Source organism: Aliikangiella sp. G2MR2-5 (assembly GCF_015687155.1).
Taxonomy (GTDB): domain Bacteria; phylum Pseudomonadota; class Gammaproteobacteria; order Enterobacterales; family Kangiellaceae; genus Aliikangiella.
In genome coordinates this window covers 98243-123382 of the sequence record NZ_JADPQF010000001.1, presented here as the reverse complement: position 1 = coordinate 123382, position 25140 = coordinate 98243, and the positions used below count along the sequence as shown (strand labels likewise).

The window sequence follows — 25140 nt, the reverse complement described above, 5'->3', positions numbered from 1 at the left end:
AAATTTGACAACGCTGTCATTTTTATGTGTAGTTGAATAAAAAAGCATCAATATAATTTTAAAATAACATGCAAGACAGCGTGATGGCTTTTTATTGTCTGTAAAAAATCACGACTAATTTTGAAAGCGACGAACTAACACCAATAAAAAATAAAACGCAATATTCTGAGGACTAAAATGATGAAAAATAAACTGTTGATTGCGGGCCTATTTTTATGGTCATTTGCAAGCTACACCCCGGCGGCTACTACGGCTCCCAGAGCCCCAAGCATTGACTGGATGCCGACCCAATATGAAGCACCAGTACAATATAAAGTAACCTGGAATATGTGGTGGGGAACCAATGGTAATCGTTGGCACTTGTTGGAAAACGGTCAAATAATCCATACTGCCGATCTTTCTCCTAATGGTCAAAACGGTCAGACAGGGTCCTTTACTGTTAATAAAAATAGCGGCGGCGAATTCAGCTATGTTGTGAAGCTTTGTATTGCCGATAATAGTGGTGAGGACTGTAGCCAAAGCGCAGCAAAAACGATATCAGTTAGCGGCGGCAATCCGATAAACCAACCACCTGTTGTGAATGCCGGAAGCGACTTGCAAACAGAAGTTAACCTGATCACGCAGCTAAATGGAAGCTATAGCGACGATGGTATCGCGACGCCTGTTAGTGCAAGCTGGCAGGTAGTTTCCGGTCCGGGCACTGTTTCAATTGCTAATCAAAACAGCGCAAAAACCAGTGCAACTTTTGCATCTGCAGGTGATTATGTTTTGCGACTAACTGTTAATGACACCGAGTTTACAGTATCCGATGAGTTAATAGTTACCGTCTCCACCGATGTTCCAAATCAACCACCGGTAGTAAGTGCCGGTAATGATTTGAGCGGAAATATCAATCAGTCTCTTCAACTTAGTGGCAGTTTTTCCGATGATGGTAAATCATCTCCGATAATCGAAAACTGGAAAAAAATATCAGGTCCTGGAATAGTCAATTTTAGCAACGCCACAAGCGGAACATCTAATGTAACTTTCGATGCTGTTGGCAATTATGTTCTCGAATATAGCGTGAACGATTCCGAATTTACTGTTAGCGATCAACTCATGGTTGCTATTAGTGACGGGCCGGCACCTGAAGCACCGGGAACGCCAAGTATTGCCTGGTTCGCCAACGAACTCGAGCTGATCAATGGCTCTGCTATTTTGAATGTTCGCTGGGATCTCTGGTCAGGCGTAAACGGTAACGAATGGCGCTTGTTGGAAAATGGGAGAGTTGTACATACAGCATCATTGGCTGCAGGTTCAGGTAGTCAATCTGGCAGCTATAGTCACAGCTTTAATGCAACAGGAAACTACGAACTAGTCGTTAGACTTTGTAATGTTTCTGGCGGCCAAGAGGCCTGTTCAGATAGCGCTGCCAAAAGTGTAAAGGTCTGGTCATCTAGTGGCTGGCCGAGCGACGCAGGGGATTACCCTCATCCGCTAAAGCAGAACAACGTTGCTTATGATAACTCTACAAAAAAAATGGTTGCGGCTTATTTTGTTGAGTGGGGCATTTATGGTCGTAACTTTCATGTAGCCGATATTCCTGATGATAACCTTACTCATATTTTCTATGGCTTTGTTCCTATTTGCGGCGCAAATGAATCATTACGCATCGAAGTACCCAGTTCGCATGCAGTTCTTATGCAGCAATGCCAGGGCAAGCAGGATTTTGAAGTTGTAGTGCACGACAAGTTTGCTGCACTGGAAAAGCTTTATCCGGGCGATCAGGACGGTAAAGGTATTGCTGGTATTTTCGGCCAACTTCACCGAATGAAATTAGCGAACCCGGCGATTAAGGTAATTCCTTCGGTCGGTGGCTGGACACTCTCCGATCCGCTATATGAGATTGGCATAAACCCCAACGCTCGAAAAATCTTTATCAACTCCATGATGCAGTATTTGCGTGACTACCCAATATTTGACGGAGTTGATATTGACTGGGAATTTCCTGGCGGCGGCGGTGCTAACAGCTCTCTCGGAACGCCCGAAGACGGCGACGGCTTTGCTGACCTGATGATTGAACTACGTGCGGCGCTTGATGCTTTGAGCGTGGAAACAGGACGGACTTATGAACTAACCGCGGCAGTGAGTGGTGGCGTAGAGAAGCTCGGTAAAATTAACTGGGAGCGAGCGCATGTACCGATGGATTACATCAACGTCATGGTTTACGACTATGCCGGTGCGTGGAACAACGAATTGGGTCATCAGGCGTCGCTGTATCAAAGTGACCTCTACTCAACAACCAATATCGGTTTTAATGGCCATGATGCAATTCAACACCTGATTGGCCGCAATGTACCACCAGGCAAAATTACCATGGGTGTAGCAATGTACGGTCGCGGCTGGCAAGGCGTAACCGGCGCTCAACCCGGAAACCCTTTTGCCGGCAGCGGAAACGGCGGTATTAAAGGCACCTGGCAAGACGGTATCGAAGACTACAAAAAGCTCGAAGCAGACTTTATGAATGGGCCAACGCAAGGCGCAAATGGTTTCGAGCTTAGCAGGGATCCGGTTGCCAAAGCCGAATATTTGTGGAACCCGCTGACAGGTACTCTGATCACGCTGGATACAGAACGCTCGGTCAAAGCCAAAGGCGCTTATGTGCTTCAGCATCAATTGGGCGGCGTATTTGCCTGGGAGATAGATGCTGACAACGGCAGAATTTTAAACGCCATGCATGAAGGTCTCGGTCACCCGAAAAAATAATTATCACTCTACGAAAAAATTCACTTTCCGTTCTACCAGTTCTGACCGAAGCGGAAAGTGAGTTTAACTCAACGATTGAGTCAATAAATTCAGGATTTTCAAAATGAAAATAAAGCATTCTATTTCATGTGCCGCAGCTCTCGCCTGTGCCATTTTATCTTACGGTATTTCGCCCACAGTGTTCGCCTCTCCGGCGACACCGCAAGCGCCAAGCATCGCGTGGATGCCAACACAATATGAAGCACCGGCAAAATTTACCATCACCTGGAATATGTGGTGGGGAACAAATGGAAATCATTGGCGATTAATTCAGAATGGAAAAGTTGTTCACTCGGCCAGCCTGACGCCAAATGGACAAAGTGCACAAACCGCGAGCTTTCAATTGAGTGACCTCAGTGAAGGTAGCTATGCGTTTGCAGTTAGCCTGTGTAATCTTGAAGGTAAAGATGAAGCCTGCGCAAACAGTGCGAATAAAACTATTCAGGTCGGCGCCGGTAGTGGCGGTGGCGAGTTAAAGAAGCCGGGAACACCTACCCTTGACAATATTCAGGGAAATCTGGACTTAAGCGTCGGAGAAGTCAGTCCGGAAATTAAATGGAATAAATGGTCCGGAGAGTCAGGAAGTATCTGGCATTTAAATCAAAACGGCATTCGAGTTTTCAGTGAAAATATTGCAGCGGCTTCTGCGCAATCGGGCTCACATAAAACGAATCTGACCAGTATCGGCGACTACCTGTTCAAGATTGAACTGTGCAACAAAAATGATCAGCAGGAAGTTTGTAGTGCCAGTGACAGTAAAACAGTTACCGTGATTAAGAGCGCTGGTAATCCTAACCCGGACAAGCCCAATCCGGTTCCCAAACCCGGTGGAGGCTACACACTGACCCAGGCTGAAATCGATGCGATGGAAGCACAACTAACTTCATCAGAACAGTTTCAGCTGGTCAAAGGCTCGATAGAAACTCGCGCCAATACGGAAGTGGAAGCGGTGCTCCCGGGCAGAGTCAATAACCCGGAAAATGTAAAGCGAGTGGAAGCTATTTTGAATGAAAGCCAGTGGAACTACACTTTTGCTGAAAGACATGGGGACTATTCCTACACCCGCTTTTTAAGAGCCGTTGCCAAATTCAAAGCTTTCTGCGGTACTTACACCGATGGCCGCGATAGCGAAGCCATTTGTAGAAAATCACTGGCGACAATGTTTGCTCACTTTACTCAGGAAACCGGCGGCCATAATCCGAACTCATCGATTGAAGAGTGGCGTCAAGGGCTGGTTCACTTAAGAGAACTCGGTTGTAGTGAAGAAGGTCCAGGTTGTGAATACAATGCAGAATGCTCTCCGACAACCTGGCAGGGACAAACCTGGCCTTGTGGAAAAAATTCCGATGGCAGTTTTAAGAAGTTTTTTGGGCGCGGCGCTAAACAGCTTAGTTACAACTACAACTATGGCCCTTTCTCTCAGGCCATGTTTGCTGATACCAGCGTGTTACTCAAAGATCCGGACAGAGTTGCTCGAACCTGGCTAAACCTTGCTTCGGCAGTTTTCTTTTTTGTCTATCCGCAACCCCCCAAGCCTAGCATGCTGCATGTGATCGACGGTACCTGGCAACCAAATGAACATGACTTGAGTCTTGGCATAACCGCAGGTTTTGGTGCAACCACCAACATCATTAATGGTGGTATTGAGTGCAATACGGCAAATGGAGAAGAGAAAGCACAATCGCTTAACCGGATTGCCTACTACAAAGAACATGCCGCTGCACTCAAAGTGCCAATCGCAGACAATGAAGTGCTTGGCTGTGCCAATCAGGGACGGTTCGATACCGAAGGTGCTGGCGCTATGTTAATCAGCCTCGATCAGGACTGGAGCTACCATGCTGACATGCCGGAGGGAAAAAGTTTTATGTGCAAAACTGTTGGTTATCAAACGGCGTATTCCTTGCTCATTCCCGGCGACTATCAAAAGTGTGTCGAAAAGCATTTTGATGTCGAAGTTCTCGAGTAAGTTTAAAAACAAAAATTATTACTCCTTTTCATCGCTTTGATCGGAGAGGAGAGAAAAAGAAAGCACGAGCAACATCCAGTCCACTCAAAACAATTAAAACGGATGGGAAAGAAATGAAACAAAAATCCAAACTGGCCAGAAATTTTATCTGGTCAATTCTGGCATCATCATTATTGATGAACTCTCCATTTGCTAGCGCCGCACCAGGAACACCGAATATAGCCTGGATGCCGACAACTTATGATGCACCCGCCGAATACACCATTCACTGGGATATGTGGTGGGGTAACAATGGAAACGTCTGGTACCTGCTGGAAAATGGCAATGTCATTCACTCCGCCTCACTTACCCCAAATGGTCAAAATCAGCAAAGCGCGGAGCTGAAAATCAAGCAGTCGTCAGGTGGCCAATATACTTATCAGGTCAAGCTTTGTGATGACAGAGTGTCTCCTGAGTCCTGTACACAGAGTGCCTCTAAAACTATCACCGTTAATGGCGGCGTAGTTAATCAACCTCCGATAGTTAATGCCGGTCCCGATCGTTCAATTGAGATCGGGAAAAGTGCTAGTCTGAGCGGAAATTATTCCGATGACGGTATATCAACACCCGTTACTTCAAACTGGACGCAAGTAACAGGCCCGGGAATAACAACCTTTGCCAACGCGTCGAGCGCGAATACCAGCGCGACCTTTTCTACAACGGGCAGTTACACTTTACGCCTTTCGGTCGACGATAATGAGTTTACGGTCAGCGATGAAATGGTTGTCAATGTTACCGAGCCTCAGGTTAATCAACCGCCGGTTGCAAACGCAGGAAATGATTTCAGTGCAGTGACTAATCAGTCGACACAATTAAACGGACGCTTTAGTGATGATGGAAAAAGTAGCCCGCTCACCGAACTTTGGAAAAAAGTTTCCGGACCGGGTAATGTAACCTTTGCTGATGTCAATAAAGGAAATTCATCTGCGATTTTTTCTGCAAAGGGTATCTACGTTCTTTCCTATATGGTTGATGATAGTGAGTTCACTTCAATCGATGAAGTTACGGTGACTGTTAGCGACGATCCTGTATCACAAACAGACTGCCGTCCTGATGGGCTTTACACAACACCGAGTGTTAAATCACCCTATTGCACACGTTACGATTCTGAAGGGCGTGAAAAAATGGGTGGAAAAACTCGTCGTGTAATTGGCTATTTTACCAGCTGGAGAACCGGCAATAATGGACCAGCCTATCTGGCCCACCAGATCCCATGGGAACACCTGACTCATATTAACTATGCTTTTGCCCATGTGGACGCTAACAACAAAGTGTCAGTTGGCGCCAACACGGCAAATAACCCGGCAACCGGAATGGAATGGCCGGATGTTATCGGTGCAGAAATGGATCCCTCTTATACTTATAAAGGGCATTTCAATTTGCTCAATAAATTCAAAAAACAATACCCGCATGTCAAAACCATGATTTCTGTTGGTGGCTGGGCCGAGACTGGTGGTTTTTTTGACGCCAATGGCAATCGAGTAGCCAGCGGAGGCTTCTACAGTATGACTACTAATGCGGATGGTTCAATTAATCACACTGGCATCAATACTTTTGCTAATTCAGCTGTCGACTTTATCCGTACTTATGGATTCGATGGCGTCGATATCGATTATGAATATGCCACCAGTATGAAAGATGCAGGAAATCCGGATGACTTTGCAATCTCCAATGGATTACGAGGGGGACTGAATGCTTCCTATGTCGAATTGATGAAAGTCCTCAGGCAAAAACTGGATGCTGCTGGAGCACAAGATGGTATTCATTACCTGCTGACCGTAGCAGCACCTTCTTCTGGCTACTTACTACGCGGTATGGAAGTTTATGAGTCAGCAAAATACCTCGACTATATCAACATAATGTCCTACGACCTGCACGGCGCCTGGAACCAGTTTGTCGGCCCAAATGCAGCACTGTTTGATAATGGTGAAGATGCCGAACTACTTGCATGGAATGCATACGGAGGTGCTTACGAAAATATAGGGTATTTAAATACCGACTGGGCTTATCATTATTTTCGTGGTTCGGTCCCGGCAGGTAGGATCAATATCGGTGTCCCCTACTACACTCGCGGCTGGCAAGGCGTTCAGGGCGGTACCAATGGTCTGTGGGGCTCGGCATCGTTACCGGATCAATCACAGTGCCCGCCGGGAACCGGCACCGGAGAAACCAACAACTGCGGCTATGGAGCAATCGGGATCGATAATCTGTGGCACGATAAAAACTCTCTCGGTGAAGAAATGGGTGCGGGTTCTAATCCAATGTGGCATGCCAAAAACCTGGAAACAGGAATTCTCGGAAGCTATGTAGAAAGTTACGGTCTGGATCCGGTTAACAACCCTGCCCACCAACTACAGGGAAATTATCAACGATTCTACAATTCGACCATGGTTACGCCATGGCTCTGGAACGCCGAGAAAAAAGTTTTTCTTTCAACTGAAGATCTCGAATCAATTAACCACAAAGCTGACTATGTTGTTGATAAAGGTATCGGCGGCATTATGTTTTGGGAACTCGCCGGTGATTTCCAATTCAATACCGCAAAAGGTGAATATGAAATGGGATCCAGCATGACTGAAGCTATCGCCAATAAGTTTGCGTCGGCGACGCCATATGGAAATAAGCGAGCTGAAATCACATTACCCACAAGTCAGATTGACGTACAGGTTTCTGTCAGAGGCTTTGCTCTCGGTGACAGTAATTATCCCATCACTCCTGAAGTAGTTATCAAAAATAATACCGGTGTTACGCTTCCTGGCGGCACTGAATTTTATTTTGATTATTCCACTTCTGCACCAGGATCGATGAATGACCAAAGTGGCGCCGGTTTGTCTGTCATCAACGATGGTTCAAACGCGGCGGGTAACAATATTGGCGGACTGGAAAACAACTTCCATCGAGTCAAATTTGCCTTGCCAGGTTATATGACGTTAGCCAATGGCGGCGAATGGGCAATCAAAGTCCGTTACTATCTCCCTGTATCGATGCTTTCAAACTGGACGGTAAAAATTAATGGTAAGGAGTTCGCCATCAAACAGGAACACCCGGAACTACCAAAAGGAGAACTTGATTCAGGCGGCGGAAATCCCGGCGGCGACACTTGTGAATCGATGAATATCGATCCAACCCAGTATAATGAATATCCCAACTGGACTCGCACTGATTGGGCGGGTAACCCGAATCACGCTGAAACCGGAGACCGAATGCGCTATCAAAGCACACTCTATCAGGCGAAATACTGGACCAGCGCTATACCGGGTTCAGGCGATAGCTGGACGCTACTTTGTAGTTATTAGGCGGTAAAAAACAAATAGTCCAACCCTGTAGAAGCATTACTGTTTCAGGTAATGCTTCTACAAATCCAGGCCGTCAAATTCATTCATATTTTCAAGCAGTAAAAACAAGTTCTGTTCTATAGATTCTCTATTGCTGGCTTTTGATAATTGTCGCATAGAATCAACAATAGCAATCCACCAGCGCATATGTTCTGCACTTAATTGAGCAGCCACCGGAATCATATCTCGTGCCAGAGAAAGTGTTGCTATCGACTCTTTTTTAAGAGAAGTCATTGCCCTTAAATTAAGTCGGTTGTCCTTTAACTCTTTCATATAATGGCCAACGATTTCTTTGTCTTCTTCCAATAATTTAGTCTCGGCAGGTTCCGTATTAGGCGAAAGAAAAGCAATATCTACATTGGATAAAATACCTCGCAATACGCCACGAAGAGAGAGCCAGAGTTCCTTTTTTCTCGCCCTTTCTCTTGAAGCCTGCACTAATGTTAATAGACCGACCAGAAAAAAACCTTCGAGACAAAAACCTAGCAACTCAGGTACCAGGTTGTCATGAAAGGCTCCTCCAGCCGGGGCATACATAAAGTATAGATAGAACCCTATTCCTGATAGTCCAAAAATGGCCATGGGTGCAACAAGAAGCATTCGACTATTATTGGTTACCATGCTTTATGCTTCCTCTGTAGCCAGAGCTTTTATTACTCTCGCAATCTTATCGGCTTCAGCCACTGTCAAATCGATTGGCAAATTCTGAACGTATATTGTTCTATCTTCGCGCAGAGGAATGGAAAAAATATCTGTAGCGCGTTCTGCTGTTGCCAGAGTAATATCCTCAAGTGCTTTTTCTTCAAATGACACTTCCTTTTCAGACATCTGATATCGTTTGTCTTTTCGGATATTATCTCCACCAATAGAAAAGAAAGACTTGGGATTTTCCAGCCAGGAAAAATAATCCAGTAGTGCAGCCTTCACTCTCTTGTTGTATAGCTCCAGTACTTCAGAACGAATACTACTGTCATGCAGCTTGTGAAAGCGTCCACATAGAACATCGACATCTACTTTACGTAAATCAAGTCGCTCTTCGTCGGTTAGCTCAATAAAAAGATTCTCTACTGCCTGTAGTCGGCTTTTTGCTACAGAAGGATTGAGCAAACCTTCTATGGTTGACTGACGCAAGAAATTAACCAGCATTTCTTCTTGGTAATCTTGATCTGCCATAAATACTCCAATAACGAATGAAAAGCCCAAACTCCATCGAGTGTTCGAAAGAGTCTGGGCTCGAAATATTGCCTAGTATAGCTTCTTGTATTTTTATTAGCTATCAAAGCCCCCTTATTTTCAAGCGAAATAGACACAGTCTGGCTAATTAAGTTTCTCACTCCGACTATTAATCCGTTACACTATAGAAAAACTGAAACAATTCTCGTATCTGTATTTAATGCACTATCAGATTAACCACTATATATTTGATTCCGAAAGCCTGACTTTGAAGAAGCAGGAGAGATTGGTTTCCATTCGCCATAACGAGGCCAAAGTCCTTTCCCTTCTGCTGGAAAACGCTGAACGAGTGGTAAGCAAAGATGAAATTCTTAATCTCGTATGGAAAGAAAAAGTAGTATCAGACCAGGCAGTTTTTCAGAATATCAGTCACCTCAGAGCTCTTTTTGGAACCAGCGCCATTAAGACTTTTTCCAAGCGCGGATATCAATGGCAATTACCCATTGCGGTAATACCCCCTTCTCCTTCTCTCACCTCACTACCCTGCAATGCGCTTGAAAACGAATACATTGAACACTGTGTCGCACCAGAAAAGACGGTCAATAAAGCAGAGAATGCTAAGCAACTACAGAGTAAGGTCATTCAAATTAGCAATGCAAATATGCCTTTCACGAAAAGGCTAGCGTGTCTGACTACAAATAGTCTCAAGCGAATATTTAATCAGACTTCACCTTTCGTTTTGCTAATAATCATCCTTTTCACTAGCATAGTGACCACTATCAGCTGGAAAAAATTTAGCCATTCCAAAGCTAGCAATAGCTACTCAACAAAAATATTGGTTCCCCCTTTCCGAGATGAGCATTCTACAAAAAGGCTAGATGCTATCATGCAATATTGGCTAAACAGCAACGAATTTTCTGTTTTAGAAAATAGAGAATTCAACAACCAGTCTATTTTCGACTCTCCATTCCAAACCTGGCAGACTGTAGCAGGAAACAATGAATCATTGCTGTTTGGTTACAAATTTCATTTATTGAATACCAGAGGTTCAGAAATACTATTTAGATTTTATCTACAAGGAGAATTTCGAGGTTGGGAGGGATATATAGTCGCTGAGAGCCCTGAAGCACTGTCTCAAAAATTCAGTAAGTTACTTACCCCGCTGATATCTTCAGGTTATTTTTCACTCAACTCATTCAATGCAGCGCTATCTCAAATTACTTTGCTTCACAATGCTAACCCTGAAGATCCGATAATTGCCCTACAGCTAATAAAAATGTACACGGAAATCGAAGAGTTAGAGCTAGCTGCAAACCTGGTGACCCTACAAGATAAAGCCGATCTTCAGCCAATCTACAAAGGGCTACTCAATTTAGCAAAAGCAGATATTGCTTCAAAACTAGGTCAATGGCCTCAATCAGGAGAAGCTGCGAACGAAGCGATGAAGATATTTAAAGATTTAGAACAATTGAATCTGGAGTCGAAAGCTCTTACACAAATGGCGTGGAGTGCTTTTGTAGCACAGGACTATCGACAAAGTTCTGAATACCTGAATACGGCGGCCAATAAAGCACGATTAGCAGCGGAGCCGTTACAGGAAGTCAAAGCTCATCTAACTCAATCCTTTATGGCTGCAAAAATTAACCAGAAAGCACTCGAACACTCACACTTAAACCTGGCTCAGCAATTGCTGGAGTTACACCAGCTAAATGAAGAACATCAGATTGGCGTTTTGAGTAATCTCGCCTGGAGTGCAAAAAACAAAACAGAAAAACTCGAATACTATTTGCGCATACTGGATGTTAATTACTACCCGCTTTACAAAAACGACTTCTATGTTGCAGCTGAACATGCTCGTGAAGCTTTGTTGGAAAAAAAAGATTATGAGGCAACTATGGCCACCATAAAACCCTGGCAGCGCTCATCATTTGCAATGTTGACCAGAGCGAAAATAAGTATTGCCAGAAAGCGATGGAAAGAGGGAGAGCAATTAAGCATGCTCACATATACATCCGCAAGGATGGCAAATGAAATTTACGATGCACTTGATGCAGCACTGCTGATTCTGGACAATAAAAATCACCTCTCAGAAACAATAAAATCAGAGGAACTAATTCAATTTATTGAACAAAATTCAACCGTGCGCTGGAAAAGGATGAATAAAAATAAACTATTTGAACTCGGATATTGGAATTAGGTGCAGAAACTGTATTGCTAAACGGATATTTTATATCAAAAGCTTTACAACTCAACCCGAGTAAATTTATCGCGCAATCGTCATTCCAATATTCTCCTGTCTTAGTAAACAGAATCGAAAGTAAAAATATGTAAAAGAGACTGAAAATAAGCCTGTGAGCGCAAAGCTCACAAGGCAATGACTTTTGTTTGTCACTAAATTTTTTTCAGAGAAAACCAGTTTAGCTTCCAGTGAGAATCAAGTGATTTGAAAGTTATCCTGTTTTTACCTTCCTTTAGTTTTAGCCTGACACCAGTTTGTGTTTGCCACTTGTGATATCCATCAGTTTTCAAAACAGGATTAGCACCATGCTTTTTGTTGTTTATATATACTTCGAAACCTTCTGTATCCTGAATTGATGCTACCCGGTATTCGAGAAGATAACTCCCAGCACTGTCGACATCTACATGGTAGGTGATAATTGCGGAATCTGAAATTCCTTCGCTTCCCGTTAAAACACTGCCTTTTCGTTCATTATCCGATGAAAAAGATACAGAGGCGCCTTCTATGCTGGTTGCCCACTCAGCTTCAATCTTTGACTCAATACTTAACCACCCGGAAGGTTTAGTGACGGGATCTGCATAGGCACTTTGCAAATGGTTTTTCACTGCTACTACGGTGTACTCATACCTGTGTTCGCCAAAATTTGCGTCAATAAAAGAGTTGCTTTTAATGTTTGTCGCTATCAGCTCGAACATTTTACCGGGAACCTGATTTCGGTAAATTCGATAACTATCAACCACTCCCTTTTCATCAGCATCCCAGGAAAGTTTGATACCTTCTTTAACATTTTCCAGTTTAAACCCGGTGACGGGATCAGGTAGCTTAGGAATAGCCTGCCGTCTTTTACGTTCAATAACTTGCGCTTCGCCCAGCTCTTTCAGAAAACGCCTTGTTGCGGTTGAAAGCTCGGGTGCCGCTCCATCCAGAGCCACTCGAAAGCCATCTACTCCGCCTGCAAAATCTTCCGAAATATTAGAGCGAAAGGCGTGTGGCCAGTGTGTCCAATGCCAGCTACCACCGCGAGTTGAGCGACGCTCACACTTTTCTTCGATTCTCGCAGAGCCATCTGTTGGCGCTCCCTCATAGCCACCGACATAACAATCAGCGGTAAACTCCAACACATTACTAACAATATCGTGAAGACCATAGGGGTTTGCTTTGTACATGCCTACAATACTGGCATAAGCAGAATGGTCGACACAATTTGCCAGACCGGAAGACCAGTTGAAGTAAGTTGTATTAGCTTCCATCTGCAAGATTGATTCACCATAGAGATCAGCAGTATTGGCATACTGACAGACCTCGCTCATTTCCTCGTCATCACCAAAAAAGTAATCGGTATCGGTTCCGGCTCTTGCAGCGTACTCCCACTCAGCTTCTGATACTAGCCGGTAAGGTTTTCCAGTTTCCTTCGCTAACCACTGAGTATATGCCTGCGCCGCCTTCCAGTTAATACATACCACCGGCTGAAACTGGCTTGAATTAAGCTTATTCACTTCCCAATTTCCTTTCGAATAGAGCTTAAACCAGCCATCCAGCTCGTGGCGACATTCAGTTGGCGCCGGATAATTGGTAGCTTTGATAAATTGACCAAATTCTTTAACGGTTACTTCATACTTACCCAGACTAAAAGTATTTAGTTCTACCTTGTGAACAGGTTGCGTACTTTGTCTGGCTAGGGAGCCCATTTCAAAACTCCCGCCAGGAATGGTAACCATTACCGGCTCAATAGGCTCTACCGCATATGAAGGCGCTGATACCATAGTTATTGCGGTCATAATCAAGTAGTGTTTCTTTTTCACTCAAAATTCCTCTTGTGTTTAACGTGGCAGTTAGAATGCATAAAAAGACACTAAAATTCCTTTAAAAAACCTATAGTTAATCGAAAATAGAAAAATTATAGATTTTTGATAATCCACAATATTCACCAATACAATTAATAATTGATTATTTTTCATCCATATATACTTGCGTAAAACAGTAATTTATTATTTAATTACACAATTGTTTAATTAAATAATACGTTTTTCATGAATACACCTCGAGGCAGGCCGTTTGATGAAGATCGGCACCAGGAACAACGTGGCAAGCTACTAAAAGCTGCGGCAGAATTACTGAAAGAGAAGTCTTATCGCAGTGTGACGGTGAGAGAAGTTGCTGAACGAGCAGCGCTTAATTCAGCAATGGTCCGTTATTACTTTAAAAACAAGGAAGGTCTTTTTGTCGCACTATTCGAAGAAATTTCACAACGTCAATTTGGACATATCCAGAATGTTTTGGAATCTGAAGATCCTATCCGCGCGTTTATCTCAGCCATGCTTCAGATGGCTACCAGAAACAGGGAGATGGTTCGTTTTATTCATGATGAAGTATTGGCGGAAGACTCGAAATTAAAGGAAGCCTTTTTTCAGGGAGTTCCTAGGCGAATTGCTAAATTTTTACCCGAATTAATCAAAACACAAATCAATCAAGGTCGTATGCGAAGCGATCTGGATCCTAAATGGGCAGCATTTTCACTGGTTGGAATGATCATGCTTCCAATTGTCATTGCGCCAATTCGTCAGGGAGTGTGGGACATATCTGACGAGCAAATTGATAAGCCTCAATGGGCCGAACACATTTATCAACTATTCATGACTGGCTGTCGTCAGGAGAAGGCATAACATGCAATTTAATCATTCACAATTTACCTTAAAAAGTCGCTGGTCTCTGATCCTTATAGTACTCCTGGGGTTATTGATCACTATAACCATTGTCGAACTTCAGCCCGACTTAAAGCATGAGCCACAGGCTCACGCTAAAACCTCAGTCAATACAATTGTTATCCAGCCATATCAGGTGGCGCCGAGCATTACCGGATTTGGCGTAGTTGAGGCGGACCATAAACTAGAAGCACGAGCTGAAATAAGTGGGAGAATAACCTACGTTCACCCTGAGCTAAAAAAAGGGGCGATTCTGCCGCAGGGAACATTGTTGATCAAAATTGATGATAAAGACTACGAGTTAGCACTACGTCAGGCAGAAGCCGATCTTCTTGCTAAACAGGCCAACCTGAAAGAAATGCAATTGACAATTGACAACAATGAGCTGGAGTTAAAGCTCGCCGTAGAAAAGCTCAAAGTTAGAGAAAATGAATTAAACCGCGTAAAAAAACTCCACAAAAGTGGCTCGGTTTCTCAATCACGTCTGGATCAGGAACAGCAAAACTACCTGCAACAAAAGCAGGAAGTTCAAAAACTGAAAAATCTCGAGACTACACTCCCCAGCGATATGGCGGTGGTAGAAGCTCAAATTGCAATAGCGGAAGCAAAGGTAAAACAGAGTTCACGCAACCTTGAGAGAACCAATATTACTCTTCCCTTTGATGGTCGTATTAGCCAGGTTTCTGTAGAACAGGAGCAATATGTGTCGCTCAATGCTCCTTTGTTTAATGCTTTTGGAATGGAAAAGATGCTAATTACTGCACAGTTTCCAGTCGATCAGTTTCGCCAAATCGCGGCAAGCTTTGATACAAGTAAGACACAAAATATGGCACAAATGCTAAACGGCAATATGAGCAACATTCTCAGCTCTCTGGGGTTAACCGCGCAAACCTATATTGCCGGGGAGCCTTCAACTGTTTGGGAGGCAAAAGTAGAACGACTTAGTGATAACCTTGATCCTCAAAGCCGTACAATAGGAGTCACAGTTAGTATCAGTGGTAGCTATAGACAAATGGTACCGGGAAAGCGCCCTCCACTTCTCGAAGGAATGTATATGGAGGTCAAACTGCAAGGTGCGACAAACGATTATATAGTTATTCCTCGACTTGCATTGCATAAAAATGAAATCTACCTGGTAGACGAAGAACAAAAATTGACACGTTATGAACTGGAAAACTACCAGCTACAAAATGAGATTGTTTTATCAAATTCAATGGCTTTAAAAGGAAAAACCTTGATTACCTCTGATGTGTTTCCCGCCGTCAATGGAATGGCGGTCAAGATACATCCTGACGAAAGAACAAGAGCATTACTGACTCAGTGGATGGAGCTAGCACAATGATTCGATTTTTTGCTGCTCATCCCACCGCAGGGAACTTATTGATGATTCTGTTTTTCGTTTTGGGGATTATTACTTTACCGCAACTCAAAAAAGAAACCTTCCCGCTGGTCAATAGTTGGCAAGTAGAAATTAAGGTTGTCTATCCCGGGGCGACACCACAGGACGTTGAACTCGAAATTTGCCAACCTCTTGAAGATGCTCTGGACGGAATCAGCTTTATTGACGAAAAAGTCTGCCAGGCTCGTCAGAGTATAGGAATCATGACGGTAAAAATGTTAGAGCAAGGCGACTTTAAAAACTTTAAAGACGATATACAATCTGCAGTAGATGGCATTAGTGACTTGCCAGAACAAGCAGAATCACCAAACATCAGTGAGTTGGGTCGAACTCAGAATGTGGTAGCAGTTGCGCTAACCGCAGAGCTTCCTTCGTCAGAGCTAAGAACCCTGGCAGAAGAAGTTAAACAAAATTTGTTGCAACATCCTGATATCCCTCTGGTACGAATTACCGGTTTCTCAACAAGACAGCTAAGAGTCGCTGTCAGTCACGAAAACCTTAGACGCTACGGCCTCAGTCTTGACCAGTTGACCAGAGTTCTCGGACAACAGGATATCAACTTGCCATCAGGCAGTATCGAAACCGCCACGCGTGAAACTCAAATACGTTTCAATGATGAACGTCAAACTGTCAACGCTCTAAAAGAACTGATAGTCCTGAAAGGAAGTGCTGGAAATGAAGTCCGTCTTGGTGATATTGCGACTATCGAAGATACTTTTGAACTGGCAGAAGAAAAAATTCGGTTTAATGGAAAACCTGCCGCTATTCTCTCGATAAATAAGAACACTATCGACGATAGTCTGGATGTTCTATCCGCGGTTAAAGCTGTAATGAATGAAGAAATGCGCAGACTTCCAGAAGGTATCTCACTTGATCTGACCCAGGATGCGACCAGCATTGTCAGTGACAGACTCAATATGCTCGGCACCAATGCCTGGCAAGGATTATTACTGGTATTCGGTGTCATGTGGCTATTTTTTACGATTCGATATGCTTTCTGGGTTGTTATGGGATTACCAGCGTCTTTCCTGGCCAGTTTCTATATCTTAAGCTTTATGGGAATTACCATTAATATGATTTCCATGGTGGCATTACTTCTTGCTCTGGGTATATTAATGGACGATGCCATTGTAATAGCAGAGTCGATTGGTAGTCAGATCAAGAAAGGGAAAAAACCTCTACAAGCAGCAATCGATGGAACCCAAATGGTAGCCGCAGGAGTATTCTCTTCTTTCTTAACAACCTTATGCATTTTTCTCGGTCTGGTATTTTTGGAAGGCGATTTGGGACAAATTCTAAAAGTCATTCCAATTGTATTGATCTCGGTTATCAGTGTTTCACTGATCGAAGCATTCTTCATTCTGCCAAGTCACCTGTTTCACTCATTGTCTCATGCCCAAACAAAAGAAGATTCCCAATTTCGAATCTGGTTTGAACAGAAGTTCGAAAATAGCCGCAGAAAAATACTGGCATTGGTCAAACGTCTAATCGAGTATCGCTATGCTTTTATTGGTAGCGTTACCGCATTCTTTCTTTTGACTTTAAGTCTGTTGATTTCTGGAATATTAAAATTTACAGCTTTTCCAGCCGTTGAAGGAGATATTGTTCAGGCTCGCCTGTTAATGCCTTCAGGCACACCATTAGTTCGTACAGAACAAATAGTAGAAAAAATTCTAACCGGTATAAATACCGCTGAGCAGAAGTTGTCACAAGGTGAACAGGAAAAATTAGTCAAATCTGTGAGTGTGAGTTACTCAGAAAATTCCGATGCGATGGAAACAGGACCACATTTGGCCACGATAACCGTCGATCTGCTAACCGCAGAAATTCGCGAAACAAAAATGCAGCACTTCATTGATGAGTGGAGAGCTTCAGTCGGTGAAGTGGTTGAGGCTACCAGCCTTTCGTACAAAGAACCTCAAATAGGTCCGAGTGGTCGCGCGATCATGATCCGTATTTCCGGTGATGATTTTGAGCAGCTGTCACGAGCATCTCATGAATTACAGAAATGGCTGAAGGGTTATCCCGGAGTGCAAAATATTCTTGACGATTTGCGCCCCGGAAAACCAGAGTTCACACTGAAGCTTAAGCCCGGAGCCTACAACCTTGGGCTTGATGCAAAAACGATTGCTAATCAGGTTCGTAGCGCCTATCAGGGTGCAAAAGTACTAGAAACCAATATAGGGTTTGAGACCTATGAAGTCACAGTAAAACTTGCACAAACTTCTCGAGATGAGTTCGTCGACTTCGATAATTTTGCAATAGTCAATCCTGCGACTGGCGCCTTAATCCCATTAAGCTCAGTGGTTGATATTGAGCCAACTCGTGGTTTTTCCAGAATCGGACGTGTAGATAATTTGCGTACCGTAACTATTTATGGCGACGTCAATACGCTCGAAGGAAATACCAAAGAAATATTAAATGACGTGCAAAAACGATGGCTACCAAAATTTGAAGAAAACTATCCTGAATTAACAATAAGCTTTGAAGGTGAAATTAAAAACGGTGCAGTTACTCAAAAATCAATGGCCCGCTCGTTTATTGTCGGAATTATTGGTGTTTTCCTACTCCTTTCTTTTCAGTTTAAAAGCTACGTCGAACCACTCGTGGTACTGGTGGCAATTCCTCTGGCATTGATAGGCGTGATCTGGGGGCATTTACTAATGGGTCTGAACTTTACGATGCCATCCGCACTTGGCTTCGTTTCACTAGCAGGAATAGTAGTCAATGACTCAATACTACTCGTTCAATTTGTCAAAAAGCATGTAGCTGAAGGGTTGACGGTTCACGATGCGGCTGCACAGGCAAGCTACGAACGTTACCGTGCAGTATTCCTTACTTCAATAACAACCATTGCAGGTATGACGCCTCTAATGTTTGAAACCAGTTTGCAAGCGCAGGTATTGATTCCACTCGCGGTTAGCATTGTATTCGGCATTGCAACTTCAACACTATTAGTTCTTTTCGTTGTCCCCTGCCTTTACTCAATACTGGAGGACTTTGGATTTGCTAAGGCTAAGGAGCATGCTGAAGAAAACCGAAGAAAGTTGACTGAAAGTGAAGCAATCAACTAGCTCAGGCATAAAAAAGCCTCGCAATAGTGCGAGGCCTTTTTTATGTAGAACCAGAAAAATATTTAGAAGAACAGGAAATTAGAAGCGGCCTGTTAAGCCAGCCATGATGACATCATCTCCATCAGTAGCGGTATAACCGACTTTTAAAGCAAATTGCTTGTTGAAGAAGTGTTCAAAATCTATTCTATAGTCAAAGCCCTCGTGACTAGCCAGAGTTAAGGCCACACTAGATTGAGGATTCCAGAAATACTCGCCTTTAACAGCAACATCGTTTTCTTCATCGTCGATAGATGCTTCAACATTGAAAAATCCGCCACTTGATAGCTTGGTAATGTATTTGGTTTTTAACCAGATTAGAGAGTCATCTTCATCTGTGGTCTCGATCGACATCAACCAGTTGTCTTCAAAGAAATAACCTACTTCACCAGAAACAACAGAATCGTCACCGTCGATATCGGTATAACCTAACGCACCATAAAAGTTGTTACTTCCTTGGCCATAAAACTCGCCTCTTAGCGTAATTGTGTTGTAATCACCGTCTAAATCAGTGTAATTCAGTGATACATTACTGTTCTTACCCATAAACGCAGCATCACCCCAGGCAGTACTATCCAGGCTCACTTGATCAAAATAGTAAGTTCCAGTGATGCTGGTAGCATTGAAGCTATCATAGTCATAGTAATCAAGGTCTACTTGTGTGTTGTAGTCATTTGCCATTGCCGCACTGGATGCTAAAGACATAGCTACGAATAATGCTTTTAATTTCATTTTTAATTCCCTAATAAATATTAAAATTTTAGACTGGTTAAAATCTGTTCCAATATATAAGTTACCTTAAGACTTAAGGCGCGCGAATTCTATGTAACAATCCTGTAATATACAAATTTTAATTATTAAAAAGTGTAAATTTATAACGCTTTTTTTGAAATGGTTCACACCGCATTTAAACTGTCTTTTGCCATTTGTAACATTTATTGTTCTTTGCACTCTTAGTAGTAAAAGCGATCAGTGGAACAGCAGATGGGTCAAATCAACTTCTCATTTCGATATATTTATATTGCGATACCAACAACACTCCTTTTTCTTTTTATATCGGAACAATCAAGTGCACGAGGTTACGAAGTAGATATTTTGCGTGAAACTTTTAAGTACTCGGCCCAATCAAAACGCTCTGTCAGTTTGCAAGATATTCATCAGGGCTGTGCAAAAGTCAACTGTATTCAGTCAATAGACAGCCCAGAGTTTGCCCGGGTTGACGAATATAATGAGTTTAGAAATCGAGATATTATGTTTGTTCTGACCTATCGTGGCGAAACCAAAATATATCCAAAGCAGATAATGCAGTTACATGAAGTAGTGAATGATAAATTTAATGGCGAGCCAGTAGTAATGACCTATTGTCCTTTGTGTGGCTCAGTTGTCGCGTTTATACCAAAGATAGAAAATCAATATACTCATTTGGGCGTTTCTGGTCTGCTACATAATAGTGATCTTATCTTGTACGATAAAATCACCTATAGTTTGTGGCAACAGGTAACGGGAAAAGCGATTGTCGGTCCACAAACCGGAAATCGTTTACCGATTATATCCAGCGGTATTGGAACCTGGGAAGAAGTCCAGCACAGCTATCCGAAAGCAAAGGTCCTTAAATTTCCTCCCGGTTCAAGAAAGCGATATCGAAAACCGCTTTACGGAAATTATGAAAACACCAACAAGTTAATGTTTCCGGTATCCGCTACTGATGCTCGCCTCGCAGGAAAGACCTTCGTCTATGGCATAGAAATAGAGGGGCGATATCTTGCTCTGGAAGAAACCTACCTTAAAAGAAAACGGTTTCATGTGGAAACTTTTGCTGATCGAGTTATCAGAGTGGAGCTGGAGAAAGGTCAGGTAAAAGCTTTCGAAGCAAAAACCCAGGAAGAGTTTAAAGTTATACGCTTATATTGGTTTGCATGGTTTGCATTTCATCCTACCACCGAGCTCAGAAAGACTCCACTTTAGATGGTACCGCAATTGACACCATCACCTTGAGTAGATCGACAAAAAGATCCCGCTACAATAATGGCAGCACGAATAACTGCGCAATTTAAATTACCGATGGGAATATGTACGTCGAATACTATCTAGCATACTTTCAAGTAGCTCCTTTTTGTATAAACGCCCACCTTTGATAACCGCCTGGATATCTCTTGTCGCGTCTATATCTTCCAACGGGTTATTATTTAAAATAAGTATATCTGCTGCATATCCTTTGGACAATTTTCCAACTTTTACGCCCATCCATTCAGCGGGGATGCGAGTCGCATTATTAATTGCTTGAGTATTGCTCATACCGGCATTCACTAAAGCGGCTAACTCCTGATGCAGTGAAATCCCTGGTATGACCAAACTAGTCATTGCATCAGTACCAACCAAAATAACGGTTTCATTTTTAATCAGCTCTCGCAGCACAACTTCATTCGCTTTGGCGAAAATGGACCACCACTCAATCAGGTGTGTATGATTTAGTGCAAAATCGTTTTTTTCAGGCATCCACTCTGTGACTCTTTCCGGATTGGTGAAAGACAAATCCAGTTCTTCGATTAAGTCGGGTAAATTGCTGACTTGCTCTGGAATGCTTTGCATATACCAGAAACTACTACTTACTGATATGTTGCGTTCTTTTAACTTTCCGGCAACTTCGCGACTACGCTCCTCAATAAATTTAAGAAAGTCATCACCATTTGCTGTTGTGAAATAACCAAACTCCCTGTTCATCATCTTAACTAGCTCTTCAATGTGAGCGATTTCGCCTTGTCCGCTTTCAAGAAACTCCTCAAAACTAACTGTGCCTGGTATATGCCCCGTAACACTCAAGCTAGTTTTTTTAGCAGCCTTGGTAATGGCAAAATACATTTCTTTGTTAATATCTGAACTAATTTTTGCATTGGCATAATTGTCATCTTTCAGAGATTCAGCTAGCGCCATTGCATCTTGCTCGCTTGAAATATTGATTCGAGTCCAAAAAAATTCATTGATTAAACCCCACAGTCCCGACTTGCTAGAAATTTTCTCCGATGAAACTTCAATTGAAGGAGCGACACGACCCTCGTTAATTTCCTCTCTCCATTTATGATGCTGGTCATTTCCTGACATTTCTCTAACATAGGTTATTCCGTGCGCCAAATAAACCAACAGGTCATTTTCAGAGTCCTGCAGGTGTACATGCGAATCGATTAATCCTGGTATTAGATACTTTTCTTGCCCGTCAATTACCAGTGCCGATTCAGAGCTAATAGCATTGACGGTAATGGCCGTTATCAGACCATTCTGAATTAAAACATTTTGATTAGGGAGCATAGCTCTTCCGTCTTCACTCAATACGTTGGTATTAGTAATTAAAATATCTGTTGCAGGTTGCTGAAATTTCTTATATTCGACGGATGATATGGAACTACAACTAGTAACAAAGAAAGTGAAACTGGTAATAACTGCAAAGATGTAAAGAGATCGAACTAAAGATTTCATAAACTGCTTTTCCGAATTGAACAATGCTATCCAGGACGTAGCATTAGTAAGTTAGTAATTCGAAATACTTTAGATAGAAATTGTTAAAAAACCTTCTCAATTCATGAAATGAGAGTATTTATTAGCGGATATTCTAGTCTGTTGATGCTTTTATGTACTGCGTAGGCGACTTGCCTGTATGCTTTTTAAATACTCGGTAGAAGCTTGCCTCAGAGTTAAATCCACATTCCATAGCCTGCGAAAGAATGGATATATTTTTATCTTTATTCGAAAGTAACAGCTTTTTGGCCATTTCAATGCGTTGTTGGTTAATAAAGTCTCTAAAAGTCAAACCAATGTGTCGATTGATAACCTGAGACACTGTACCTTGATTTACCCGTACCAGCTCTGACAACTCCTGAATGCTAAAAGTTGGATTCAAATGAAGTTTATTTTCTTCGACTATATTCTTAATCCTCGTTACGAGTTCTCTTGCTTTTGCGTCTTTGACTTCATCGATTTCTTCTTTTATTCGCGACGACTCTTTCTCTTGTCTCTTCAAAATTATAGGGGATTTTACGGCCTTAAAGCCGAGGTAGTAAATGACTCCCGCCAGATACAAAAAATAGATTTTCCAATGATTATTTGAATCCGACTGAGTCAACACTGTTCTATCCATGACCATATTAACAACTAGAAAAACGATGAGTACGAGCATCAAAATCTGGATATTTCTTAGCCACGAAAAAACACTATGGCTATTATCGGAAGTAAAGTTGTTAACTTGTAAACGGTATTTTTTCAACGCGGCAGAACCGAATGCCAGATATATCGCAATGGAAACCACGGTAAAATAGTCTTCAAATTCTTTTACTGTACTTAAATGATACAAACTTGATAGTGCCCCTTTTGCTTGATTTGTATCGACCAAAAGCACATTTGTATAAAAACAAACAGCATAAAGCATGAAAAGGCCAAATGGAGTAAAGTGCAGAGCTCTCGTTTTGGTCAGCTTAAATTTAGGATCGGTGAGAGATTCGCAATATAAATAAACCAAAGGAGGAATCGCTGTTTCAAACGCAAGAGGAATATGTCCCAGCCAATTATATTTATTTTCAAGACCGATAGAATAAATTGCCGTTTTAACACAAATTGCGGCGAATCCAAGTATCGCGAATCCAAGCAAGCGGTTCTGTACCCGAGAGTGACATTCTTTAAACAGTAGAAAACTGGTGACGCTGCCTTGGATGACACCGACAAATAGTAGTAACTCAAACCAGGAAAAAAGCATTTAATATGTAACTAAACAGTCAATTTGTCTCAATTATAACCCAGAATCAGGCCTGTATAGCTATGCAAGAGATTTTGTCCTCGAAGTCAAATAGTCTCTTTCAAATAGCCTGTTTCAATTATCAGGGTTGTACATTTTTTAACCTGCTTTTATTTTGTGATTGATGTATAATCCGCCCACTTTTTTCGCGGTAAGTGCTGCAGTAAAACTTCATGACAGTAGAAAAATTCACACCAAATCAAACGACTACCCTGGAAACGCCCCGGAAGGTACTAGCTGATAGCCAGCAGACAACTGAGAACAGTGGCGCTAAAGTAGGTTTTATCAGCCTTGGCTGCCCTAAAAATCTGGTGGATTCGGAGCGCATTCTGACCCAGCTTCGTACCGAAGGCTATGATGTAGTTCCCAGCTATAATGATGCACAACTGGTAATAGTCAACACTTGTGGCTTTATCGATTCGGCCGTTCAGGAATCACTTGATACGATTGGTGAGGCACTTGCCGAGAATGGCAAGGTTCTGGTGACCGGTTGCCTCGGTGTGAAAGAGAACGAAATCCGAGAACTTCACCCCAACGTCCTAGGGATAACCGGTCCGCATGCCTACGAAGAAGTTCTAAATCAGGTTCATGAGCATGTAGAAAAACCTCTACACAATCCCTTTACCGACTTGATCCCCGACCACGGAGTCAAACTGACCCCCAAACACTTCGCCTACCTGAAAATATCGGAAGGCTGCAATCACCGTTGTACCTTCTGCATTATCCCGTCCATGCGAGGCGATCTCGACTCTCGTCCGATTGGTGATGTATTAAGTGAAGCTAAACGTCTGGTGAATGCCGGTGTAAAAGAATTATTGGTCATTTCTCAGGATACTTCCGCCTATGGCGTCGATACCAAATATCGCACCGGGTTCTGGGAAGGTATGCCTGTTAAAACCAGGATGCTTGAGCTTTGCCAACAACTTGGCAAAATGGGAGTCTGGGTAAGACTCCACTATGTTTACCCCTACCCACATGTGGACGAAGTGATTCCATTGATGGCTGAAGGAAAGATATTGCCTTATCTGGATATTCCATTCCAGCACGCCAGCCCTCGAATTCTTAAATTGATGAAACGACCGGGTAATATTGATAAAACACTTGAACGTATTAAAAAATGGCGAGGAATTTGTCCAGAGCTGGTGATCCGTTCAACTTTCATTGTCGGCTTTCCTGGAGAAACAGAAGAAGAGTTTGAAGAACTCCTCAACTTCCTGCGTGAAGCCAAGCTCGATCGAGTTGGCTGTTTTAAATATTCACCTGTAGAAGGCGCTACCGCGAATGAACTTCCAAACCCTGTTTCGGAAGAAGTAAAAGAGGAAAGGCTTTCACGCTTTATGGCCGTGCAAGCTGAGATTAGCGCAGAAAAACTCAAACAGAAAATTGGCAACGAATATCAGGTATTGATTGATGAAGTCACCAGTGATGGTGCGATTGGACGAACCTATTGTGACGCACCAGAAGTTGACGGTGTCGTACATTTAACGGATGAGTTCGATGTAAAGCCCGGAGATAAAGTCTGGGTACAGATCATTCATTCTGATGAGCACGATCTGTGGGGTGTCAAAGTTGATGATGAAGAAGACGAAGAACTGGAAGACGAAGAAGAATAA

Annotated in this window: 15 protein-coding genes; 9 read left to right on the top strand and 6 right to left on the bottom strand. The window is 42.7% G+C overall.

Going from position 1 to position 25140, the window contains the following annotated elements:
* The first annotated feature begins 177 nt into the window (after nucleotides 1-177).
* The 3 genes from IYN84_RS00480 to IYN84_RS00470 all read left to right on the top strand — a co-directional run bounded on the left by IYN84_RS00480 (nucleotide 178) and on the right by IYN84_RS00470 (nucleotide 8085).
* Nucleotides 178-2745: a glycosyl hydrolase family 18 protein gene (locus IYN84_RS00480; protein ID WP_196137214.1), complete on the top strand. Its 2568-nt coding sequence runs from the start codon at nucleotides 178-180 to the stop codon at nucleotides 2743-2745.
* 103 nt (nucleotides 2746-2848) lie between these two features.
* Nucleotides 2849-4750, top strand: a complete 1902-nt coding sequence (locus IYN84_RS00475; protein WP_196137213.1) for a glycoside hydrolase family 19 protein — start codon at nucleotides 2849-2851, stop codon at nucleotides 4748-4750.
* Nucleotides 4751-4863: 113 nt separating this feature from the next.
* A complete protein-coding gene (locus tag IYN84_RS00470) occupies nucleotides 4864-8085 on the top strand; it encodes a chitinase C-terminal domain-containing protein (RefSeq protein WP_210330240.1) in 3222 nt (1073 codons plus the stop codon).
* 57 nt (nucleotides 8086-8142) lie between these two features.
* Here IYN84_RS00470 and IYN84_RS00465 read toward each other — a convergent pair whose 3' ends face one another.
* Together IYN84_RS00465 and IYN84_RS00460 are read right to left on the bottom strand one after the other, a co-directional pair.
* Nucleotides 8143-8745 carry a hypothetical protein gene (locus tag IYN84_RS00465; RefSeq protein WP_196137212.1) on the bottom strand — a complete coding sequence of 201 codons (603 nt, stop codon included), beginning with the start codon at nucleotides 8743-8745 and terminating at the stop codon, nucleotides 8143-8145.
* A gap of 3 nt (nucleotides 8746-8748) precedes the next feature.
* Nucleotides 8749-9297 carry a hypothetical protein gene (locus tag IYN84_RS00460; protein ID WP_196137211.1) on the bottom strand — a complete coding sequence of 183 codons (549 nt, stop codon included), beginning with the start codon at nucleotides 9295-9297 and terminating at the stop codon, nucleotides 8749-8751.
* A gap of 220 nt (nucleotides 9298-9517) precedes the next feature.
* Here IYN84_RS00460 and IYN84_RS00455 point away from each other — a divergent pair, with 220 nt between their 5' ends.
* Nucleotides 9518-11494: a winged helix-turn-helix domain-containing protein gene (locus tag IYN84_RS00455; RefSeq protein ID WP_196137210.1), complete on the top strand. Its 1977-nt coding sequence runs from the start codon at nucleotides 9518-9520 to the stop codon at nucleotides 11492-11494.
* Nucleotides 11495-11688: 194 nt separating this feature from the next.
* Here the strand turns inward: IYN84_RS00455 and IYN84_RS00450 are convergent, their stop codons facing one another.
* A complete protein-coding gene (locus tag IYN84_RS00450) occupies nucleotides 11689-13338 on the bottom strand; it encodes an SUMF1/EgtB/PvdO family nonheme iron enzyme (protein WP_210330239.1) in 1650 nt (549 codons plus the stop codon).
* Between the two features lie 228 nt (nucleotides 13339-13566).
* Between IYN84_RS00450 and IYN84_RS00445 the strand changes: the two genes are divergently transcribed.
* The 3 genes from IYN84_RS00445 to IYN84_RS00435 are packed head-to-tail and all read left to right on the top strand — an operon-like array spanning nucleotide 13567 to nucleotide 18711.
* On the top strand, nucleotides 13567-14199 hold the full coding sequence (locus tag IYN84_RS00445; RefSeq protein ID WP_196137209.1) for a TetR/AcrR family transcriptional regulator: 633 nt from the start codon (nucleotides 13567-13569) through the stop codon (nucleotides 14197-14199).
* Between the two features lies 1 nt (nucleotide 14200).
* Nucleotides 14201-15580: an efflux RND transporter periplasmic adaptor subunit gene (locus tag IYN84_RS00440; RefSeq protein WP_196137208.1), complete on the top strand. Its 1380-nt coding sequence runs from the start codon at nucleotides 14201-14203 to the stop codon at nucleotides 15578-15580.
* On the top strand, nucleotides 15577-18711 hold the full coding sequence (locus tag IYN84_RS00435; protein ID WP_196137207.1) for an efflux RND transporter permease subunit: 3135 nt from the start codon (nucleotides 15577-15579) through the stop codon (nucleotides 18709-18711). Before IYN84_RS00440 ends, IYN84_RS00435 begins: the two co-directional genes overlap by 4 nt.
* A 78-nt stretch (nucleotides 18712-18789) precedes the next feature.
* Here IYN84_RS00435 and IYN84_RS00430 read toward each other — a convergent pair whose 3' ends face one another.
* Nucleotides 18790-19479: a putative porin gene (locus IYN84_RS00430; protein ID WP_196137206.1), complete on the bottom strand. Its 690-nt coding sequence runs from the start codon at nucleotides 19477-19479 to the stop codon at nucleotides 18790-18792.
* A gap of 252 nt (nucleotides 19480-19731) precedes the next feature.
* Between IYN84_RS00430 and IYN84_RS00425 the strand changes: the two genes are divergently transcribed.
* A complete protein-coding gene (locus tag IYN84_RS00425) occupies nucleotides 19732-20712 on the top strand; it encodes a DUF3179 domain-containing protein (protein ID WP_196137205.1) in 981 nt (326 codons plus the stop codon).
* 90 nt (nucleotides 20713-20802) lie between these two features.
* Here the strand turns inward: IYN84_RS00425 and IYN84_RS00420 are convergent, their stop codons facing one another.
* The gene (locus IYN84_RS00420) at nucleotides 20803-22218 is read right to left on the bottom strand and encodes an amidohydrolase family protein (RefSeq protein ID WP_196137204.1); all 1416 of its coding nucleotides are present in this window, start codon (nucleotides 22216-22218) and stop codon (nucleotides 20803-20805) included.
* Nucleotides 22219-22351: 133 nt separating this feature from the next.
* The gene (locus tag IYN84_RS00415) at nucleotides 22352-23488 is read right to left on the bottom strand and encodes an AraC family transcriptional regulator (protein ID WP_196137203.1); all 1137 of its coding nucleotides are present in this window, start codon (nucleotides 23486-23488) and stop codon (nucleotides 22352-22354) included.
* Nucleotides 23489-23700: 212 nt separating this feature from the next.
* Between IYN84_RS00415 and rimO the strand changes: the two genes are divergently transcribed.
* On the top strand, nucleotides 23701-25140 hold the full coding sequence (rimO, locus tag IYN84_RS00410; protein ID WP_196137202.1) for a 30S ribosomal protein S12 methylthiotransferase RimO: 1440 nt from the start codon (nucleotides 23701-23703) through the stop codon (nucleotides 25138-25140).